The sequence below is a fragment of the Saccharopolyspora sp. NPDC002578 genome (assembly GCF_053592695.1).
Map to the genome: position 1 here is coordinate 51301 of NZ_JBSFWJ010000023.1, position 15797 is coordinate 67097.

Sequence of the window (15797 nt, forward strand, 5' to 3'; positions counted from 1 at the left end):
CCGTTCACCTCAACCAGCTGCGGTTCGAGAAGTCGTCGTCCTCGTCGTCGAGGACCGGCCGCCGCCGGGCCGCGGGGCGCGGAGCGGGACGCGGCGGCGGCTGCTGCCAGCCCTGCTGCGGCGGCTCCGGACGGCTCTGCGGAGGAGGTTCCGGCCTGGTCTCCGCGACCGGTTCCGGCCTGCCCGCTGGGGCGGGCCGCGGGGCCGGGTCGGTGTACTCCTCTTCGTCGTCCTCGATGCCGACGTCGATCTCCGCGACCCGGTTGCGCTCGGCGTTCTCCCGCTCCGTGCGCTCCCGGATGCGCTCGGCCATCTTCTTCGCCGTGGCGACCGTGCTCTCGATGGCGGCCGTGGCCTTGTCCGCGCTCTCCCTGGAGCTCTTGGTGAGCTCGTGGCTGCGGTTCACGTCGTCGCTGACCAGCCGGTTCATCGATTCCCGGAACGCGCGCGCCTCCGGTGTCTCGGTGCTCATCTCAGGCGGTCCTTCCCCGCGTCACGCTCATCCCTGCCGGTCCTCACCGAGCACCGCCCGGTGCCGGGCACCGGAGTCGTCCACCACGTCGTCGAACAGCTGCCCCTGGGTGCGCCACGGGCTGGAGTTCGTCCGCTCCTGCTCACCGCCGCCGCCCTGCTGGCCGCCGCCCATCGCACCCATGCCGCCCATCATTCCGCCGCCCATGGCGCCGCCACCGGACTGCTGCTGACCGCCCTGCGCGGCGGCCGGGTCGGACATCGTGCCCATCCCGGTCGCCCCCTGCGGGCTGCCGGAGGCCGCGTCGTCCGCGCTGGCCAGCCCCGTCGCGCCCGCCTGCGGCGGTGGGCCGCCGAACGGTGACGGGTGCTGCGCGGGAGGTTCGGCGCCGAGGTCACCGGCGAACAGCTGCCCGGACATGCTCGCGAACGAACCGGACACGCCTTCGCTGGTGAACGCGCTGGCCAAGCCCGCCGACTGCGAGCTCGTCGGCGCCGGACCGTCGGGAACCTCGGGGGCGCTCGTCGCCGACGCCGCCGGAACCACCGGCTCGGTGCCGCCCGACGCCGGAGCGTCGAACCCGCCGACCTGCGGCGGAGTTCCCACCGGTGCGGACGGATCGAAGCTCGCGCCGGGGTCGCGTCCGACCGGAGCTCCGGCCGCGTCCGGCCCGAGGGGCTCCGCACCGGGCATCGCGGGCGGAGCGGGCGGAGCGGGCGGAGCGGGCGGCACGGCTCCGGGAGCGGCGGTGCGGGCGTCGGGTGCGGGCTGGTCGTCCGCGCCGAACTCCACGGTCTCCTGGATCGGCGGCCGGCCACCGCCGGCGTCCACCTCGACGTTGATCGAACCGTCCGGGGCACGCTCCAGGGTGATCGTGCGATCGCCCTCGTGGATCACGGCCTTGCCGTCCTCACCCGGCACCACCGGGATGCCCGGCTGCGGCGGCTGGCCTCCTGGGAACGCGGCGCCCGTACCGAGCGGGGCGCCCTCCTGACCTGGCATCGCGCCCGGCGTCGGGTTGGTCCCCACACCAGGCATACCTGGCTGGCCCGGCATCGCACCCGGCGTCGGATTCGTCCCCACACCAGGCATACCTGGCTGACCGGGCATCGCACCCGGCGTCGGATTCGTTCCCACGCCCGGCATGCCGCCTTCCGGGCCGAACCGCACGTCGTAGGTCTTGGGCTTGCCGTCCTCGCCGATGACCGTGACCTGCGAGGTGCCCTGCTGGTCCGGCTCCTGGATCTGAACGGCGTCCTGACCTTCGCCGATCGTCTCGACCTCCGGAGCACCCGGCCCGGCAGCGCCGGGCTGCGGCATCCCCGGCACCTCGGGCATCTCGGGGGCTTCGGGCATCTTCGGGGCTTCCGGCATCGCCGGAGTCTCCGGCATCGCCGCCGCTCCACCCGGCGAGCCGCCGGGGGAACCACCGGGCGAACCTCCCGGCGAACCCCCTGGAGAACCACCGGGCGAACCTCCCGGCGAGCCGCCGGACGGAGCGCCTCCAGGGCCCTGCTGACCAGGACCTTGCTGGCCAGGCCCCTGCGGCCCGGCACCGTCCTGCGCCGGGCCGGGGTTGCTGAACGGGTTCTCCTCGGCCTTGCCGAGTTCCTCGTTCAGCTTCTTCCACGTGTCATCGACCGCGGTCTTGGTGTCGGTGCACTTCTTGTCGAAGTTCTCCCACTCGTCCTCGACCGCCATGGCGAAGCCGTCGGCCATCTCTTGCGCCTTCTTCTTCGCCGCCTCCTTCGTGGCGTCGTCAGCGTCCCCGCAGTCCTCATTGATCGGGATCTGCCAGATCGCCGCGACCTTGCGGATCACCTCGTCGTCATCGCTGCCGTTGGCCAGGTCGATCGTGGTGTCCCAGTCCTTGGTGCTCTTGCCGCAGGTGACCTGCTCGCGGCGCTTCTCCAGCTCCAGCACGTAGCGGGACTTCTCCCGGCACAGGTCGCCGAGGCCCTTCATCGCAGCGGTGGTGCTCTGCGCCGCCGTGCTCACCCTGTTGATCACGCGCTCGTTGACCGTGGGGGTGAACTTGTCCGCGAAGAACTGCTGCGAGCTCTCCGATGCCGCACCGCTCCAGCCGCCCCACAGCCGGCCGAGGCGCGTCGACATCTCCTCGTGCGCCTTGCGCATGCCCTTCTCGGCGGCGTTGAGGTCCTCGGTGCCCCGCGCGAACTTCGCGAACTGGATGCCGCGCTGCTCGTGGAAGCGATCTTCGGCCTGCTTGACCTGACCGACGCCGACGCGCTGGTTCTTGATCGCCCCGATCCGGTGGTACACCGGCAGCAGGTCGCGGAAGAAGCGCAAACCGGCGTTGCCCGCGTCCAGCAGCTCGTCCGAGGAGTCGGCTCCCGCGCCGCCCTTCTCCCCGTTGTCGGCCGCGCGCTGGGTGCCGTCGATCGTGGCCTGCCCGCCCTTGATGGCCTCGTCGTGCTTGCGGTCCTTCTCCCCCGCGGCGTCGGCCTGCTTCTTCGCTTCCTCGTAGGACTCCTGGAGATGTTCGTCCGGGTCCCACGTGGTGAAGCCCTCACCGGAGACCCGCCAACCGCTGTCGTCGTACTTGTCCATGTACGGATCGAGAGCGGAGGTGTCCTCGAAGAAGTTCCGCTGGCGGTAGATCAGCAGCAGGTTCCGCTTCGCCTCGTCCGAGACGTCGCCGTTGTCCAGGAGCGCCTTGACCTCGTCGACGGTCGGCTGCTTCTCCTCCGCCATCAGTTGCTCCCCGACTTGCCGACGGTCTCCGACGCGTCCGCGTCGGACCAGTCATAGCCCTGGCCGGTCTGCTCCAGCTTCTGCGAGAAGTCGTCCATCGCCTCGGCCATCGACGTCACGCACTTCGCGAGCTTGGCCATCGCGTCCTGGTACCCGCCGAACGCCTGCTGGTGCACCCGGCCGAAGTCCCCGGCCCCCAAGCCAAGGTCGGCGATCTTCGCGGCGTGCTCGTCGCGCACCGGATCCGCCGTGCCCCTGATGCTGCTCGCGGCGGCGACCAACTCCCCCGAGTTCGTCCCGAAACCTGCCATCGTTGCCCCTCCTCGCACTCCACGCCCCCACCGGATCGCAACGTTGCGACGTCAGGTGGCAACGCCAGGTTCCTCACCCTGGCAGCTGAGCGCGGCGAACGGGCCGAATCCGATGATCTCCTTGCATACGCGAAGGTTCAGCGCGGCGGATACGGCCCCTGCGGCGGGTAGGGCTGCGGCATCTGCTGCTGCGGGAACGGCTGGGACGGCGGTGGCTGCGGCGGAAACCGCTGCGGCGGCGGTGGCTGCGGGAACGGCTGAGCGCCCGGCCCCTGCGGATATCCGGGCGGCGGCCCGTACTGCTCGGCGGCGCCGCCGAGCTTGACCTTGACGACGAGCGCGGCGGTCAGCGCGCCGGCACCCCCGCCGACGAGCAAGCTCACCAGCAACATGATCACGTTCATGAGTCCCCCTCTTCTCCGCGCACAACGTATCGGAGGGCGCACGCGGACCACCGGCGGCTCGACGCGGGCTCAGGACCCGCGGAATCGCCGGTGGCAGGAGGTTCGGCTCAGATCGAGATGATCAGCATCGCGAGGATCACCGCCAGCGCCATCCCGGCCAGCGGCAGCAGCACGATGACGAACAGATCCGCGAACCGCTCCCCGCGCATCTCAGGCCCCCGCTCAGCCGTGCCTGCGGGAACGGCGGTTGACCCACCACTGGCCGCCGTCGTGCACGGCGTTGAGGGCCTTCGTCCCGGCTATGCCGAGAGCGGAGAGCACGAGGACGGCAGCGACCAGGCCGATGGCGACAAGCCCGACGAGAACGGCGACAACGATGGCACCCATGTGAGCACCGTCTCACACTTTGGCCGATCAAGGGAGACTCAGATCACAAGATCACCGGATGGCAGCAACGACTTCGGCCAGACGCCGCGCCGTGGCGTCCGCGACCTCTTCGCTGGGCGCCTCCACCATCACCCGGACCAGCTGCTCGGTGCCGGACGGGCGCAGCAGCACCCGGCCCTTCTCGCCCAGCTCGGCCTCCGCCGCGGCGACCGCCTCGGACACCGACGGCGCCGCCACGGCCAGCGAGCGGTCCACGACCTTCACGTTCACCAGCACCTGCGGCAACCGGACCATCGTGGTGGCGAGCGACGCGAGCGTCTCGCCCGTCGCGGCCATCCGACCCATCAGGCGCAGCGCCGTGAGCACGCCGTCGCCGGTGGTGGCGTGGCCGGGCAGCACCACGTGACCGGACTGCTCGCCGCCCAGCGAGAACCCGCCGGCGCGCAGCTCCTCCAGCACGTAGCGGTCCCCGACCTTCGTGGTGCGCAGCTTCACGCCGTGGTCGCGCATCGCCAGGTGCAGCCCCAGGTTGCTCATCACCGTCGCGACCAGGGTCTCGTCGGCGAGCTCGCCGGACTCCTTCATCGCCACGGCCAGGATCGCGAGGATCTGGTCCCCGTCGACGACCTCGCCCGCGGCGTCCACCGCGAGGCAGCGATCCGCGTCACCGTCGTGCGCGATGCCCAGGTCGGCGCCGTGCTCCAGCACCGCCGCCCGCACCTCGTCGAGGTGGGTCGAGCCCACGCCGTCGTTGATGTTGAGCCCGTCCGGGTCGGCGTGCAGGGCCACCACGTCGGCGCCCGCCCTGCGGTACGCCTCCGGCCCCGCGCTGGAGGCCGCGCCGTTCGCGCAGTCCACCACGACCCGGATGCCGTCCAGCCGCTGCGGCGTCGCCACCAGCAGGTGGTCCACGTAGCGCTGCACCGAGTCCGGCACGTCCCGCACCCGGCCGACGTGCGACCCGGTGGGCCGCTGCACGTCCTCGTGCAGCCGCGCGGCGATCTCGTCCTCCACCGCGTCCGGCAGCTTGTGACCACCGGCGGCGAACAGCTTGATCCCGTTGTCGGGCATCGGGTTGTGCGAGGCGGAGATCATCACGCCGATGTCGGCGCCCAGCTCGCCCACCAGGTAGGCCACCGCGGGCGTCGGCAGCACGCCGACCCGCAGCACGTCCATGCCCGCCGAGGTCAGGCCCGCCGTGACCGCCGCCTCCAGCATCTCGCCGCTGGCCCGCGGGTCGCGGCCCACCAGGGCCACCCTGCGACGCGAGTCGTCCCGGTCGTAGAGGACGCGGGCCGCCGAGGCCGCCACGGACAACGCCAGTTCCGGCGTCAGGTCCGAGTTCGCGAGGCCACGTACTCCGTCGGTGCCGAACAGCCGGGACATGTGCAGCGAATCCTCCTGGATCGACGGCAGAGCCATGCCAGGCCCGAACCCGGCATACAAAAAGACCACGGGAGCAGCCCCGGCGTCGCGCGGACGCCACGGCTGCTCCCGTGAATCGTACGAAAGGTCAGCGCTTGCTGTACTGCGGAGCCTTGCGGGCCTTCTTGAGGCCGTACTTCTTGCGCTCCTTCTCCCGCGGGTCGCGGGTGAGCATGCCGGCCTTCTTCAGCGCCGGGCGGTCATCGGCGTCGAGCTCGATGAGCGCACGCGCGATGGCCATGCGCAGCGCACCGGCCTGACCGGAGGGGCCACCGCCGTTGAGGTTCGCGTGCACGTCGAAGCCTTCGGCGCGCTCCACGAGAACCAGCGGTTCCTTCACGATCTGCTGGTGCACCTTGTTCGGGAAGTAGTCTTCCAGCGCCTTGCCGTTGAGCTTGAACCCACCGCTGCCGGAGGTCAGGCGCACGCGGACGATGGCTTCCTTGCGGCGGCCGACGGTCTGCACGGCGCGGCCGGACGGGATCGGCGCGAACTCCTGAGGCGCGTCTTCGACCTCGGTCTCGACGTCCGCCTCAGCGGTCTCGGCGAAGTTCTCGCCGATGTTCTCGACGACGTCCTCGCCGACGGTCTCGATAACCGGAGTCTCTTCCGGCTCAGGAGTGGTCACTGGCTGGTCCTCGGGTCCCTCGGTCACTTCTCGACCTTCGCGTTGATCTGGTACGGCTGCGGGTTCTGGGCCTCGTGCGGGTGCTCCGGGCCGGCGTAGACCTTGAGCTTCTTGCCCATGGCCCGGCCGAGCTTGGTCTTCGGCAGCATGCCCTTGATGGCCTTCTCCAACACCCGCTCGGGGTGCTGGGAGTCCAGAACCTGCCCCAGGGACTGCTTGCGCAGACCGCCCGGGAAGCCGCTGTGCCGGTAGTGGAACGCCTGGTCGCGCTTCTTGCCGGTCAGCGCCACCTTCTCAGCGTTGACGATGACGACGAAGTCGCCGGTGTCGAGGTGCGGGGCGTAAGTCGGCTTGTGCTTGCCGCGCAGCAGCAGGGCGGCCTGGGTGGACAGCCGACCGAGCACCACGTCCTCGGCGTCGATGACATGCCAGGCGCGGGTCACCTCGCCGGCCTTGGGGCTGTACGTGCGCACGGATCTACCTCGTCGTCGTTCGCGTCGGAATCTCGGTGCGGACCCCGTGTGTTCCTCTGGGGAGCCCATCGGAACCGTGCCGGGTCGGAAGCCCCGGTCTGGCCGGGGAACCGGCACGTCCTGGGTGTCACCAGAGACCTGTGGCCCCGGTTCGGCCTCGGCTCTCGCCGGGCGTTCCGTTGGGCCGGTCACCGCTCCAACACCGCAGTCGCGCACCGCACAACAAACAATCAGGGTACTCGCTGGCGAAAAGACCCACCGATACGGGGTCCCCCTCATCGGGAAACGCCGTCGACGTGTCTTGTCGCCGAGTGGATGCTACCGGGCGCCTCGGACGCTCCGGACACCCGCCCACCGGAACACCACCGACCCCGGGCCACGGAGGCGCACGGGGTCGGCGACGAGCACGGCGGGAAGATCAGCCACCGAAGCGGCCGGCGTTCTTCGCCTCACCGGCCTGGTAGGAGTCGTTCGCGGCGTTGACGGCCATACCCATCTTCGCGGCGATCTCGATCATGTTCTGGGCGGCCTTGTCCCACTCGTCCTGCGCGGCGCGGTACGCCTCCTGCGCCTGACCCTCCCAGGACGCGACGAGCGGCTTGAGCATGTTCTCCAGCTCGTCCAGCTCGGCCTGGATCTTGGTGGCGGCGCCGCCCAGGTCGTCGGCGGCCTGGCTCAGCTGGCCGAAATCAACCCGAATTTCCATGGTGAAGTCCCCTCACGTGAAGTGGTCGGAAGAAGGTGGAGAAAGAACGTCGGAGGCGAGCTCAGCCGCCGAGCATGCCCTCGATCTTGGAGATCTCCTGGGCCTGCTCCTCCTCGTTCTGGGTGTACGCCTGACCCGAGGTCTGGATGTTCTCGCTGATCTCGCCCAGCTTCTGGTTGATGGTCTTGGCGTTCTCGTTGAACGCGTCCATCAGGCGGCGGAAGACGTCGGACGCGCCGCCCTTCCAGGAGGTCAGGACCGGCTGGATCTGGCCCTCCAGCGTGCTGACCGCGGTCTCGACGTTGCCCCGAACCTCTTCGACCTGGCCTGCGGCCTTCGCCATCAGGTCCGCGTCGGTACCCATCCCGCTCATAGGTGGCCCCCTTCATTCGTTGCTCGAAGATCGATGAACCTACGACGCAGACATTGCCATGTTCGGTTCCGCCCTGTCCCGGCTTTTTCGCAAACGGTTGCTCCTGTGAACGAAGAACGCGGAACCCGCAGGTCAAAAGCCATTAGCGAATGCGAAATGGAGGCGAGCAGCTCGGCGGAACTCGATTCGCGCGAGTGATTTGCACAAGCGATTTGCACCCGCTATCGATTCTTCCCTCTCCCGCCCGTGCGAGAAAAGGCCCGCACCGGCGCACCGGGGTCAGCCGCCGACGGCGAGCGACGAGACGACCTGCTCGCAGGCGGACTCGACCTGCTGCTTGCCCGCGCCGGTGTAGCGGCATCCGACGCTGACCTGGAAGTGCCCCCGGTGCAGCACGAACCACTCCACCGTCGCCCTCGGCAGCGACTCGCGGTAGTACACGACGTCCTCGCCCGCGTACGGCAGCCGCTCGTCGAAGTCCGAGAACCGGCCGCCGTCGGCGTTCAAGCGGTCGTACTGCGCGCGCAGGTCGGCGACGGCGCGGGAACGCCCCTCCTCGGTGTCGTAACCGAGGTCGCCCTGCTGCACCAGGATCAGGTCGTCGCCCCCGGTGGGCGGCGCGATCACCGTCTGCCACAGCTGCGGGTCGCCACCGGTCTGCTGCCAGTCGCCGGGGTAGTCGAAGGCGTACTCGTACTGCGCGACGTGCCGAGCGGGCGGCTCGGCCTGCCCGCTGGTGGCCTGGACGGCCAGCAGCACCGCCACGACCACCACGGCGAGCGCCGCCACCGCGCCACCGGCCAGCACCCACGGCCGCGCCGGTCGCGGCGGCGGAGCGGGGGTGTGGAACACCGGACGGGTCCGATCGCTGCCGCCGATGACGACGGTCGAGGCCCGGCTCAGCGAGTCGTCCGCCGGGGCGGGCCGGGGTGCCCAGGCCTGCTGCGGCCCGCCCGCCACCGGGCGGCGCACGGTGGGCGCGTTCGTGCCCCGGTGCCCGCCCGCGGGAGCGAGCCCGCCGGTGCGCTCCGGGTCGAGCCGCACCGCGCGCAGCGCGCCCCGCGCCACCACCGTCTCCGGCTGGTCCAGGGTGGTCGGCAGGACGCCGGTGCGTTCGTGGATCAGCCGGGCCACCAGCGGGATCCGGCTGGAACCGCCGACGAGGAACACGCCCGCGAGCCGCTCCCTCGGTACCTGCCCGTCGTGGAGCGTGGCCGTCACCAGGTCCGCGGCCTTCGCCAGCGGCGCGGCCACCAGCCGCTCCAGGTCGGCGCGGGTGACGTGCGCGTCGGAGAACGGCGGCGGCATGGGCACGTCGGTGTAGGTGTGCCGGGACAGCGTCTCCTTCGCGCCGCGCACGTCCTGGCGCAGCACGCGGCGCCGGCGCCGGTCGGCCATCTCCCTGCCGTCGACGAGCTTGTGCCACGCGGCCGGGTCCATCCCGGACACGACGGCTCCGATGTGCTCTAACAGCGCCTGATCGATGTCGGCGCCGCCGAAGTTCGGGTCGCCCTTGGTCGCCAGCACCCGGAACGCCTGGCCCTGCTTGCACACGACGCTCGCGTCGACGGTGCCGCCGCCGAGGTCGAGCACGGCCAGCGCTCCCCCGTCGGGCAGGCCGTGCCCCGCGGAGTGGAACACCGCGGCGGCCACCGGTTCGGGGACCAGCACCAGTTCCTTCGCCAACCCGGCGGCGGCTTGGCGCAGCACGCCCGCGCGGACGGCGCCCCAGTCGGCGGGATGGGTGAGCACGAGCAGGTCGACGCCCGCGCCGCCCGCGAAGCGGCGGGCCTCGCCCACCGCGCGCTGCAGCACGGAGCGCACCACGTCGCCGACGCGCAGCACGCTGCTGCCGAGCAGCAGTTCGCCTTCGTCGATGCGGCGCTTGGGGTGCGGTTCGAACCGGGACGGGTCGACGGCCGCCTGCCGCTCCGCCTCGTGGCCGACGAACAGGGTGCCGTCGGCCGCGGCGAACACCGCCGACGGCACCAGCGGCTGGCCGTCGACGACGACCACCTGCGGTTCACCGCCGCCGACGGAGACCACGGTGCACGTGCTTGAGGTGCCGAAGTCGACCGAGACGTGCAGGGACACCCACTACTCCTTCGCGCACCGCCGCGCGGTCGTGGCGGTGTCTTCGCCGGGCCGCTCTCGCGGCGGGACGAACCGTGCGCGAACCCAGATTCCCCCGAACGGTTCGCGCGAGTCGGGGCTCCGATCCCGAATCCACCGAGCACCCTAGAGGCCGAGGGTGCGCACGGTTCAACAGTCTGCCCTCGATCGGGTGGCTTTCGCGACCGGCTCTTGACGCGATGCCCCGATTGTTCCGGAGCGGTGCGACGCGGAATCGCTGTCGTCTGCCGTCCGGTGCCGACTCGCAGGCTACCGGTCCCGTCGGAGACGACGATGCCGGTCGGAGCGGGGAACAAACCGCTCCGACCGGCATCGATGAAGCGGGTTCACGCGTTCCTGCGCGCTCGCGCGGTGAATCCAGGACGCACGTCGTCCGCTACCGCGGACTCAATCGGAATACTTGATCTCGGCCAGGAAAGTGCGCCATTGCTCGCGCCGGAAGCACAACACCTCGGTCTGATCCTTCGAATCCCGCACATCGACCCGCTTCGCGAGGGACCCCACCTCTACGCACGCCGATTGGCTACCGCTGTAGCTCGATTTCCGCCAACGTCCCGTCCCCATGTGCAGTGCCCTCCCAGCACTCGTACCTGCGCGCATAAGCCGCCACGAGTTCCATTGAACAATTCGGGCTCAGCGCCGTCCGGCACAGCCTAGAACGAGCGTGCTGAAAGGGCGTTACGTCTTCCGGGTCATCCAGGAAAGCTCCACAGCGGCGCTGTTCCAGATGGACGACCGGTCTGCTCCGGAGGAACTCCAGCAGCAGGAAGGGACCGTCCATGCCGGTGTGCGCGCCCGCCGAGAACGGCACCACCTGCACGGTGACGTTCGAGGCCTCGCAGGCGTGCAGCACGGCGCGCAGCTGAGCGGCCATCACCGCAGGCCCGCCCACCGCGCGGCACAGCGCGGCCTCGTCCAGCAGGACCAGGTAGCGCACCGGATCCGCGCGGTTCAATATCCGCTGCCGGGACAGGCGCACCGCGATCAGGCGGTCCAGCTGCTCGACGGCGACATCGGTGGCGGTGAACAGGGCGCGCGCGTAATCGGGAATCTGCAGCAGGCCGGGAATGAGGACTTCGGAGACCTCGGTGATGCTCACCGCGCGGTTTTCCGCATCGATGAGTTCGGTGAGCTGCGTGGGCAGTCCGATACCGGATTCCCACCAGACCGGCTCGTCGATGTCGTACGCGAGCCGAAGCAGTCGATCCCGGTTCGCGCCGCGCACGTCGACCGCATCCAGGAATGCCCGCACCGAATTCGGCGCGAGGCGGCGGCGTGCCGTCTCCATCCGGCTGACCTTCGCCTCCGAACAACCGATCAGATCACCGAGCTGACGCAATGTCAGACCGGATTGCTCGCGGGCGACGCGCAATTCCTTTCCTAGCGCTCGGGCGCGGGGGGTATCCGGCATGGCCCACACCCTAGGCGCGACGACCGGCGAAGATCTTCGCTCGATCGTGTCATTCACCGAGAGCGACGAAGAACCTCCCCCACCGCGCGGATGGGGGAGGTTCTCGTTGCTCACCAGTGCGATCCGCCGATCACTCCGGCTGGATGTGCGCCGCCTGGATCAGCTGCGGGCCGCCGCGCAAGGTGCGGCTGACCATCATGCCGCGCCCCGTCGGCAGCTGCCGCGACTTGACGTTGCCGACCAGCTGGCCGTCGTCCTTGTTCGCGCTCATCGCGAGACCGGGCGCCGAGACCTCCCGCATCTTGCCGATGATCGGCTCGAACAGCGCCCGGCTGGCGTTGCCCGAGTTGCGGGCGATCACCATGTGCAGCCCCACGTCGGAGGCCTGGGCGACGTACTCCGCCAGCGGTGCCAGCGGGTTGTTGCCCTGGGGCGAGATGAGCTCGTAGTCGTCGACCACGATGAACAGGTCCGGCCCCTTCCACCAGGAGCGGTTGCGCAGCTGGTCCTGCGTGACGTCCGGTCCGGGCATCCGCTTCTTCAGGGCCGCGCCCACGTCGCGCACGTTGTTCTTGAGCTGGTCGACGCTGACCGCGTACTCCATCAGGTGCGGGGTCTGCACGACGCCCAGCATCGTCCGCCGCACGTCGACCAGGAGGATCATCGCCTCCTGCGGCGTGTAGCGGGTCGTGATGCCTTGCACGATGGTGCGCAGCAACGAGGTCTTGCCCGACTCGCGTTCGCCGAACGCGTAGAAGTGCGGCTCCGCCTTGAAGTCCAGGTAGACCGGGTTGAGCCCGTCCTCGTTGATGCCGATCGGCACCAGGTGCGGCCGGGGCTGCTGCTCCTTGGCGGGCAGCTGCTCGTAGGGCAGCAGTTCCGGCAGCAGGCGGACCTGCGGCGCGGGCCGCCCCTTCCAGGAGCTCTTGACCCGGTTGACCAGGTCGGCGACGCCGTCGGCGAGGTCCTCGTTGTAGAGCTCCCACGCGGGCCGCGGGTTCGGCGAGCCCTCGGGGGTGCGGCCCTCCTGCTCGGCCTTCTCGAACTCGGCCACGCGCGCGGCCTCGGCCTTGACGCGTTCGCTGAGCTGCTCGCTGTCCACTCGGGGCAGTGCCGTGAGGAAGTGCAGGCCCGTCGGGTGCAGTCCGCGGCCGGGGCGGCCGACCGGGACGATCTTGGCGATCTTGCGGTCGAACTCGGACTCGCCGGGGTCACCGAGCCGCAGCTCCATCCGGGTGCCGAGCGCGTCCTTGAGCTGGGGGCGGATGCCCGCCCACCGGTTCGCCGCGAGGAACACGTGGACGCCGAACGCGAGGCCCTGCTGGACCAGGTTGTTGATCTCCGGTTCCAGTGATTCCAGTTCGGACTCGGCGCGGAACGCCTCCCAGCCGTCGATGATCAGGAAGACGTCGCCGTACGGGTCGTTGGTGATCTCGCCGCGGCGCTTGCGGTTGCGGAAGTCGGCCATCGAGTCGATGCCCGCCTCCTGGAACCGGCCTTCGCGCGCCGTCACCAGCGACTTGATCTCGGCGATGGTGCGGCGCACCGTGTCCAGGTCACGCCGGTTGCCGTAGGCGCCGACGTGCGGCAGGTTCCGCAGCGCCGAGAGCGACCCGCCACCGAGGTCGATGCAGTAGAACTGCACCTCCTGCGGGGTGTGCGAGAGCGCCATCGAAGTGATCATGGTCCGCAGCAGGTTCGACTTGCCGGTCTGCGGCCCGCCGACCACGGCCCCGTTGCCCTCGGAACCGTTCGCGAACTTCAGGATCAGGTGGTCCTGGCGCTGGTTGTAGGGCACGTCGACCAGGCCGATCGGCACTTCCAGCTTGCCGGCGCCCGCGGACCCGGCCGCGGTGTACCCGCGGTCGTCGGTCGCTTGCAGCGGCGGCAGCAGGCCGTCCAGCGTGGGCGGCGCGTCCAGCGGCGGCAGCCACACCGAGTGCGCGGGCGGTCCCGCGCCCTCGACCTTCCTGATCACGAGCTGGAAGTCGGTGGGCGCGAGTTCGTCCACCTTCTTCTCCTTGGGCTCCTCCGCCACCGGGGTCTCCGGCTCCGGGGGCTTCTCGATGAAGTCCGGGATGAAGAAGCGCGGGCGCTTCTCGCCCGTCACCGGCGAGGCGGCCTGGCCCATCGGGCGCCGGCCGCTGGTCTGGTGCAGGTGCCCGGAGACGTAGGAGGCGCGGAAGCGCTCCATGCCCTCCGGGTGCTTGAGGTAGCCGTGCCCACCGGAGGCAGGCAGGTCCGCCGCGTCCGGGATGCCGATCGCGGCGCGGGACTCGGAGGCGTTGAACGTCTTCAGGCCGATCCGGTAGGACAGGTGCGCGTCGAGGCCGCGCAGCTTGCCCTCCTCCAGCCGCTGGGACGCCAGCAGCAGGTGGACCTGCAGCGACCGACCCACTCGACCGATCTTGGCGAACAGGTCCGCGAACTCCGGCTTCGCCTGCAGCAGCTCGCCGAACTCGTCGATGACCACGAACAGCGCGGGCAGCGGCTCCTGGGCGTTGGCGTCGCCGGCCTCGTAGAGCTTGCGGTAGTCCCAGACGTTCTTGGCCTTCGCCTTGTCCAGCACTTCCTGCCTGCGGTTGGTCTCCCCGGCCAGCGCGTCCTGCATGCGGTCGACCAGCGTGGAGTCGTCACCGAGGTTCGAGATGCTCGCCGACACGTGCGGGGCGGACTCGAAGCCGTTGAACGTCGCACCGCCCTTGAAGTCGACGAGAACGAAGTTCAACGACTCGGAGGAGTGCGTGGCCAGCAGGCCCAGCACGATGGTGCGCAGGAACTCGGACTTGCCGGAACCGGTCGCGCCGATGCACAGGCCGTGGGGCCCCATGCCGTCGGAGGCCGTCTCCTTGATGTCCAGGTGCACGATCTCGCCCTGCTCGCCGGGGCCGATCGCGACCCGGTACAGGTCCTCCTTCGGCCGCGGGCGCCAGGCCTCGTTGAGGTCGAAGGTCACCGGGTCACCGGCGAGGCCGAGCTGCTCGATGTAGTTGAGCTGGGTGGTCAGCGGCTCGACGGCCCCGCTGTCCTCGACGGCCGAGGCACCGGCCGCGATGCGGTACGGCGACATCAGGCGGGCCACCGCGGTGGCCTCCTCCATGGTCAGCGAGTCCGGCTCGCCGAACCACTCCACGCTGCCCGGACCGCGGGCGCCGATGCGGTCGGCCTCCACCACGATGCGCATGCCGCGGCGCTGGGTGATCTGACCGAGCACATCGGACAGGTCGATCATCGTGACGCCGGCGAGTCCGCCTTCGACGATCAGCTGCTCCTCGCGGCTGATCTCGGCGTCGTCGAGCAGGATCACGATGTGCGGCTGGCCTTCCGGCGGGGCCGCGTTGCGCTGGAACCGGGCGCGCTCGGCGAGCTGCTCGTCGAGCATCTCCTCGATGCCCCACAGCGACCCGGCCATCAGGCGCATCGGGCCGATGCCGTCGGTCTCGGTGGGGTGCTGGGCGTGCGGCAGCCACTTCACCCAGTCCCACTCGGTGCGGGCCCGCCCGCTGGAGGCGACCGCGATGATCACGTCGTTCGGCGAGTGGAAGGTGGCCAGCTGGGTCAGCATCGCCCGCGCGAGCCCGCGGGTGAGCGCGCGCTCGCCCTGCAGGCCGACGGCGGCGAAACCGCGCAGCGAGGTGGCGATCGGCAGTTCCGACACCAGCGAGTGGGCGCGCACGAAGCGGCGCAGCGCCAGCGTGGTGATCGGCTCCAGCTCGTCGACCGGGCCGGTCTGCGGCGGCACCAGGCGGGTCTCCAGCCGCTGCGAACCGCGACCCACCCGGACCTGGCAGAAGTCGTTGTCGTTCGGACGCCGCTCCCACATCCGCCGCGTGCCGTTGGCGACCGACCACAGCGTCTGCGGGTCGGGGTGCACCCACTCGCGCGCGAGCCGCTGCTCGTCGGCCGCTTCGCGGGCGCGGTCGCGCATCTGACCGAGGTAGCGCAGGTAGTCCTTGCGGTCCTCGTTCATCTCGGCCTTCTTCTGGCCGCCGTCCTTGCCGCCGCCCGCGATCATCCCGAAGGTCGACACGAGCATCATCATCGGCATCATCATCATCATCGGGTTGTCCTTCGCCCGCTGAAGCATGAAGACCATCATCCCGAGGGATGCCACGATCATGACGCCCGGAAGCACCTTCTGGACGATGTTGCCCGGAATCACCCGGGGGATCTCGGGTGGCGGTTCGAGGTGCACCTCGCCGCCCGGAGGCCTCGGAGCGGCCATGCGTGGCGTTCGCTTGAACTGCAGCGTGCTCACCGGAGGCAGCAACCTTTCAAGTCGTAGCAATGTGGAGCGGCGGGCTCAGTGGCGACGCCCCTACTGCCGCAGGCGGCATTCTGTACCGTCCACGGCACTGA

Annotated in this window: 14 protein-coding genes; all 14 read right to left on the minus strand. The window is 70.4% G+C overall.

Going from position 1 to position 15797, the window contains the following annotated elements; translation table 11 throughout:
* Window positions 1–4: 4 nt before the first annotated feature.
* Window positions 5–472 (minus strand): hypothetical protein, encoded by a 468-nt coding sequence (locus ACWD38_RS13935; protein WP_184483133.1) that lies wholly within the window; start codon window positions 470–472, stop codon window positions 5–7.
* A 27-nt stretch (window positions 473–499) separates the two neighbouring features.
* Window positions 500–3187 (minus strand): WXG100 family type VII secretion target, encoded by a 2688-nt coding sequence (locus tag ACWD38_RS13940; RefSeq protein ID WP_450124176.1) that lies wholly within the window; start codon window positions 3185–3187, stop codon window positions 500–502.
* Window positions 3187–3498, minus strand: a complete 312-nt coding sequence (locus ACWD38_RS13945) for a type VII secretion target (protein WP_184483137.1) — start codon at window positions 3496–3498, stop codon at window positions 3187–3189. Before ACWD38_RS13945 ends, ACWD38_RS13940 begins: the two co-directional genes overlap by 1 nt.
* Before the next feature lie 137 nt (window positions 3499–3635).
* Complete coding sequence (locus ACWD38_RS13950; protein ID WP_450124177.1) at window positions 3636–3902, minus strand: hypothetical protein; 267 nt, start codon at window positions 3900–3902, stop codon at window positions 3636–3638.
* Between the two features lie 222 nt (window positions 3903–4124).
* Window positions 4125–4289 (minus strand): hypothetical protein, encoded by a 165-nt coding sequence (locus tag ACWD38_RS13955; RefSeq protein WP_184483141.1) that lies wholly within the window; start codon window positions 4287–4289, stop codon window positions 4125–4127.
* A 51-nt stretch (window positions 4290–4340) separates the two neighbouring features.
* Window positions 4341–5675: a phosphoglucosamine mutase gene (gene glmM / locus ACWD38_RS13960; RefSeq protein WP_184485798.1), complete on the minus strand. Its 1335-nt coding sequence runs from the start codon at window positions 5673–5675 to the stop codon at window positions 4341–4343.
* A gap of 127 nt (window positions 5676–5802) precedes the next feature.
* The gene (gene rpsI, locus ACWD38_RS13965) at window positions 5803–6342 is read right to left on the minus strand and encodes a 30S ribosomal protein S9 (protein ID WP_425503580.1); all 540 of its coding nucleotides are present in this window, start codon (window positions 6340–6342) and stop codon (window positions 5803–5805) included.
* A gap of 23 nt (window positions 6343–6365) precedes the next feature.
* Complete coding sequence (rplM, locus tag ACWD38_RS13970; protein ID WP_184483143.1) at window positions 6366–6815, minus strand: 50S ribosomal protein L13; 450 nt, start codon at window positions 6813–6815, stop codon at window positions 6366–6368.
* A gap of 418 nt (window positions 6816–7233) precedes the next feature.
* The gene (locus ACWD38_RS13975) at window positions 7234–7521 is read right to left on the minus strand and encodes a WXG100 family type VII secretion target (RefSeq protein WP_184483145.1); all 288 of its coding nucleotides are present in this window, start codon (window positions 7519–7521) and stop codon (window positions 7234–7236) included.
* A 61-nt stretch (window positions 7522–7582) separates the two neighbouring features.
* Window positions 7583–7894, minus strand: coding sequence for a WXG100 family type VII secretion target (locus ACWD38_RS13980; protein WP_184483147.1), 312 nt, complete (start codon window positions 7892–7894; stop codon window positions 7583–7585).
* A gap of 279 nt (window positions 7895–8173) precedes the next feature.
* Complete coding sequence (locus tag ACWD38_RS13985) at window positions 8174–9988, minus strand: type VII secretion-associated protein (protein WP_184483149.1); 1815 nt, start codon at window positions 9986–9988, stop codon at window positions 8174–8176.
* Window positions 9989–10414: 426 nt separating this feature from the next.
* Window positions 10415–10627: a DUF397 domain-containing protein gene (locus ACWD38_RS13990; RefSeq protein WP_343071594.1), complete on the minus strand. Its 213-nt coding sequence runs from the start codon at window positions 10625–10627 to the stop codon at window positions 10415–10417.
* Entirely contained in the window at window positions 10551–11552 is a 1002-nt protein-coding gene (locus ACWD38_RS13995) for a helix-turn-helix domain-containing protein (RefSeq protein ID WP_450124178.1), read from the minus strand. Before ACWD38_RS13995 ends, ACWD38_RS13990 begins: the two co-directional genes overlap by 77 nt.
* Window positions 11553–11568: 16 nt before the next feature.
* Complete coding sequence (gene eccCa, locus ACWD38_RS14000) at window positions 11569–15696, minus strand: type VII secretion protein EccCa (RefSeq protein ID WP_184483155.1); 4128 nt, start codon at window positions 15694–15696, stop codon at window positions 11569–11571.
* Between the last annotated feature and the right edge of the window lie 101 nt (window positions 15697–15797).

Excerpts from the sequence above, each read along its gene's own strand:
- ACWD38_RS13935 (WP_184483133.1), bottom strand. The coding sequence starts at position 472 with ATGAGCACCGAGACACCGGAGGCGCGCGCGTTCCGGGAATCGATGAAC.
- ACWD38_RS13940 (WP_450124176.1), bottom strand. The coding sequence starts at position 3,187 with ATGGCGGAGGAGAAGCAGCCGACCGTCGACGAGGTCAAGGCGCTCCTG.
- ACWD38_RS13945 (WP_184483137.1), bottom strand. The coding sequence starts at position 3,498 with ATGGCAGGTTTCGGGACGAACTCGGGGGAGTTGGTCGCCGCCGCGAGC.
- ACWD38_RS13950 (WP_450124177.1), bottom strand. The coding sequence starts at position 3,902 with ATGAACGTGATCATGTTGCTGGTGAGCTTGCTCGTCGGCGGGGGTGCC.
- ACWD38_RS13955 (WP_184483141.1), bottom strand. The coding sequence starts at position 4,289 with ATGGGTGCCATCGTTGTCGCCGTTCTCGTCGGGCTTGTCGCCATCGGC.
- glmM (WP_184485798.1), bottom strand. The coding sequence starts at position 5,675 with ATGTCCCGGCTGTTCGGCACCGACGGAGTACGTGGCCTCGCGAACTCG.
- ACWD38_RS13975 (WP_184483145.1), bottom strand. The coding sequence starts at position 7,521 with ATGGAAATTCGGGTTGATTTCGGCCAGCTGAGCCAGGCCGCCGACGAC.
- ACWD38_RS13980 (WP_184483147.1), bottom strand. The coding sequence starts at position 7,894 with ATGAGCGGGATGGGTACCGACGCGGACCTGATGGCGAAGGCCGCAGGC.
- ACWD38_RS13990 (WP_343071594.1), bottom strand. The coding sequence starts at position 10,627 with ATGCGCGCAGGTACGAGTGCTGGGAGGGCACTGCACATGGGGACGGGA.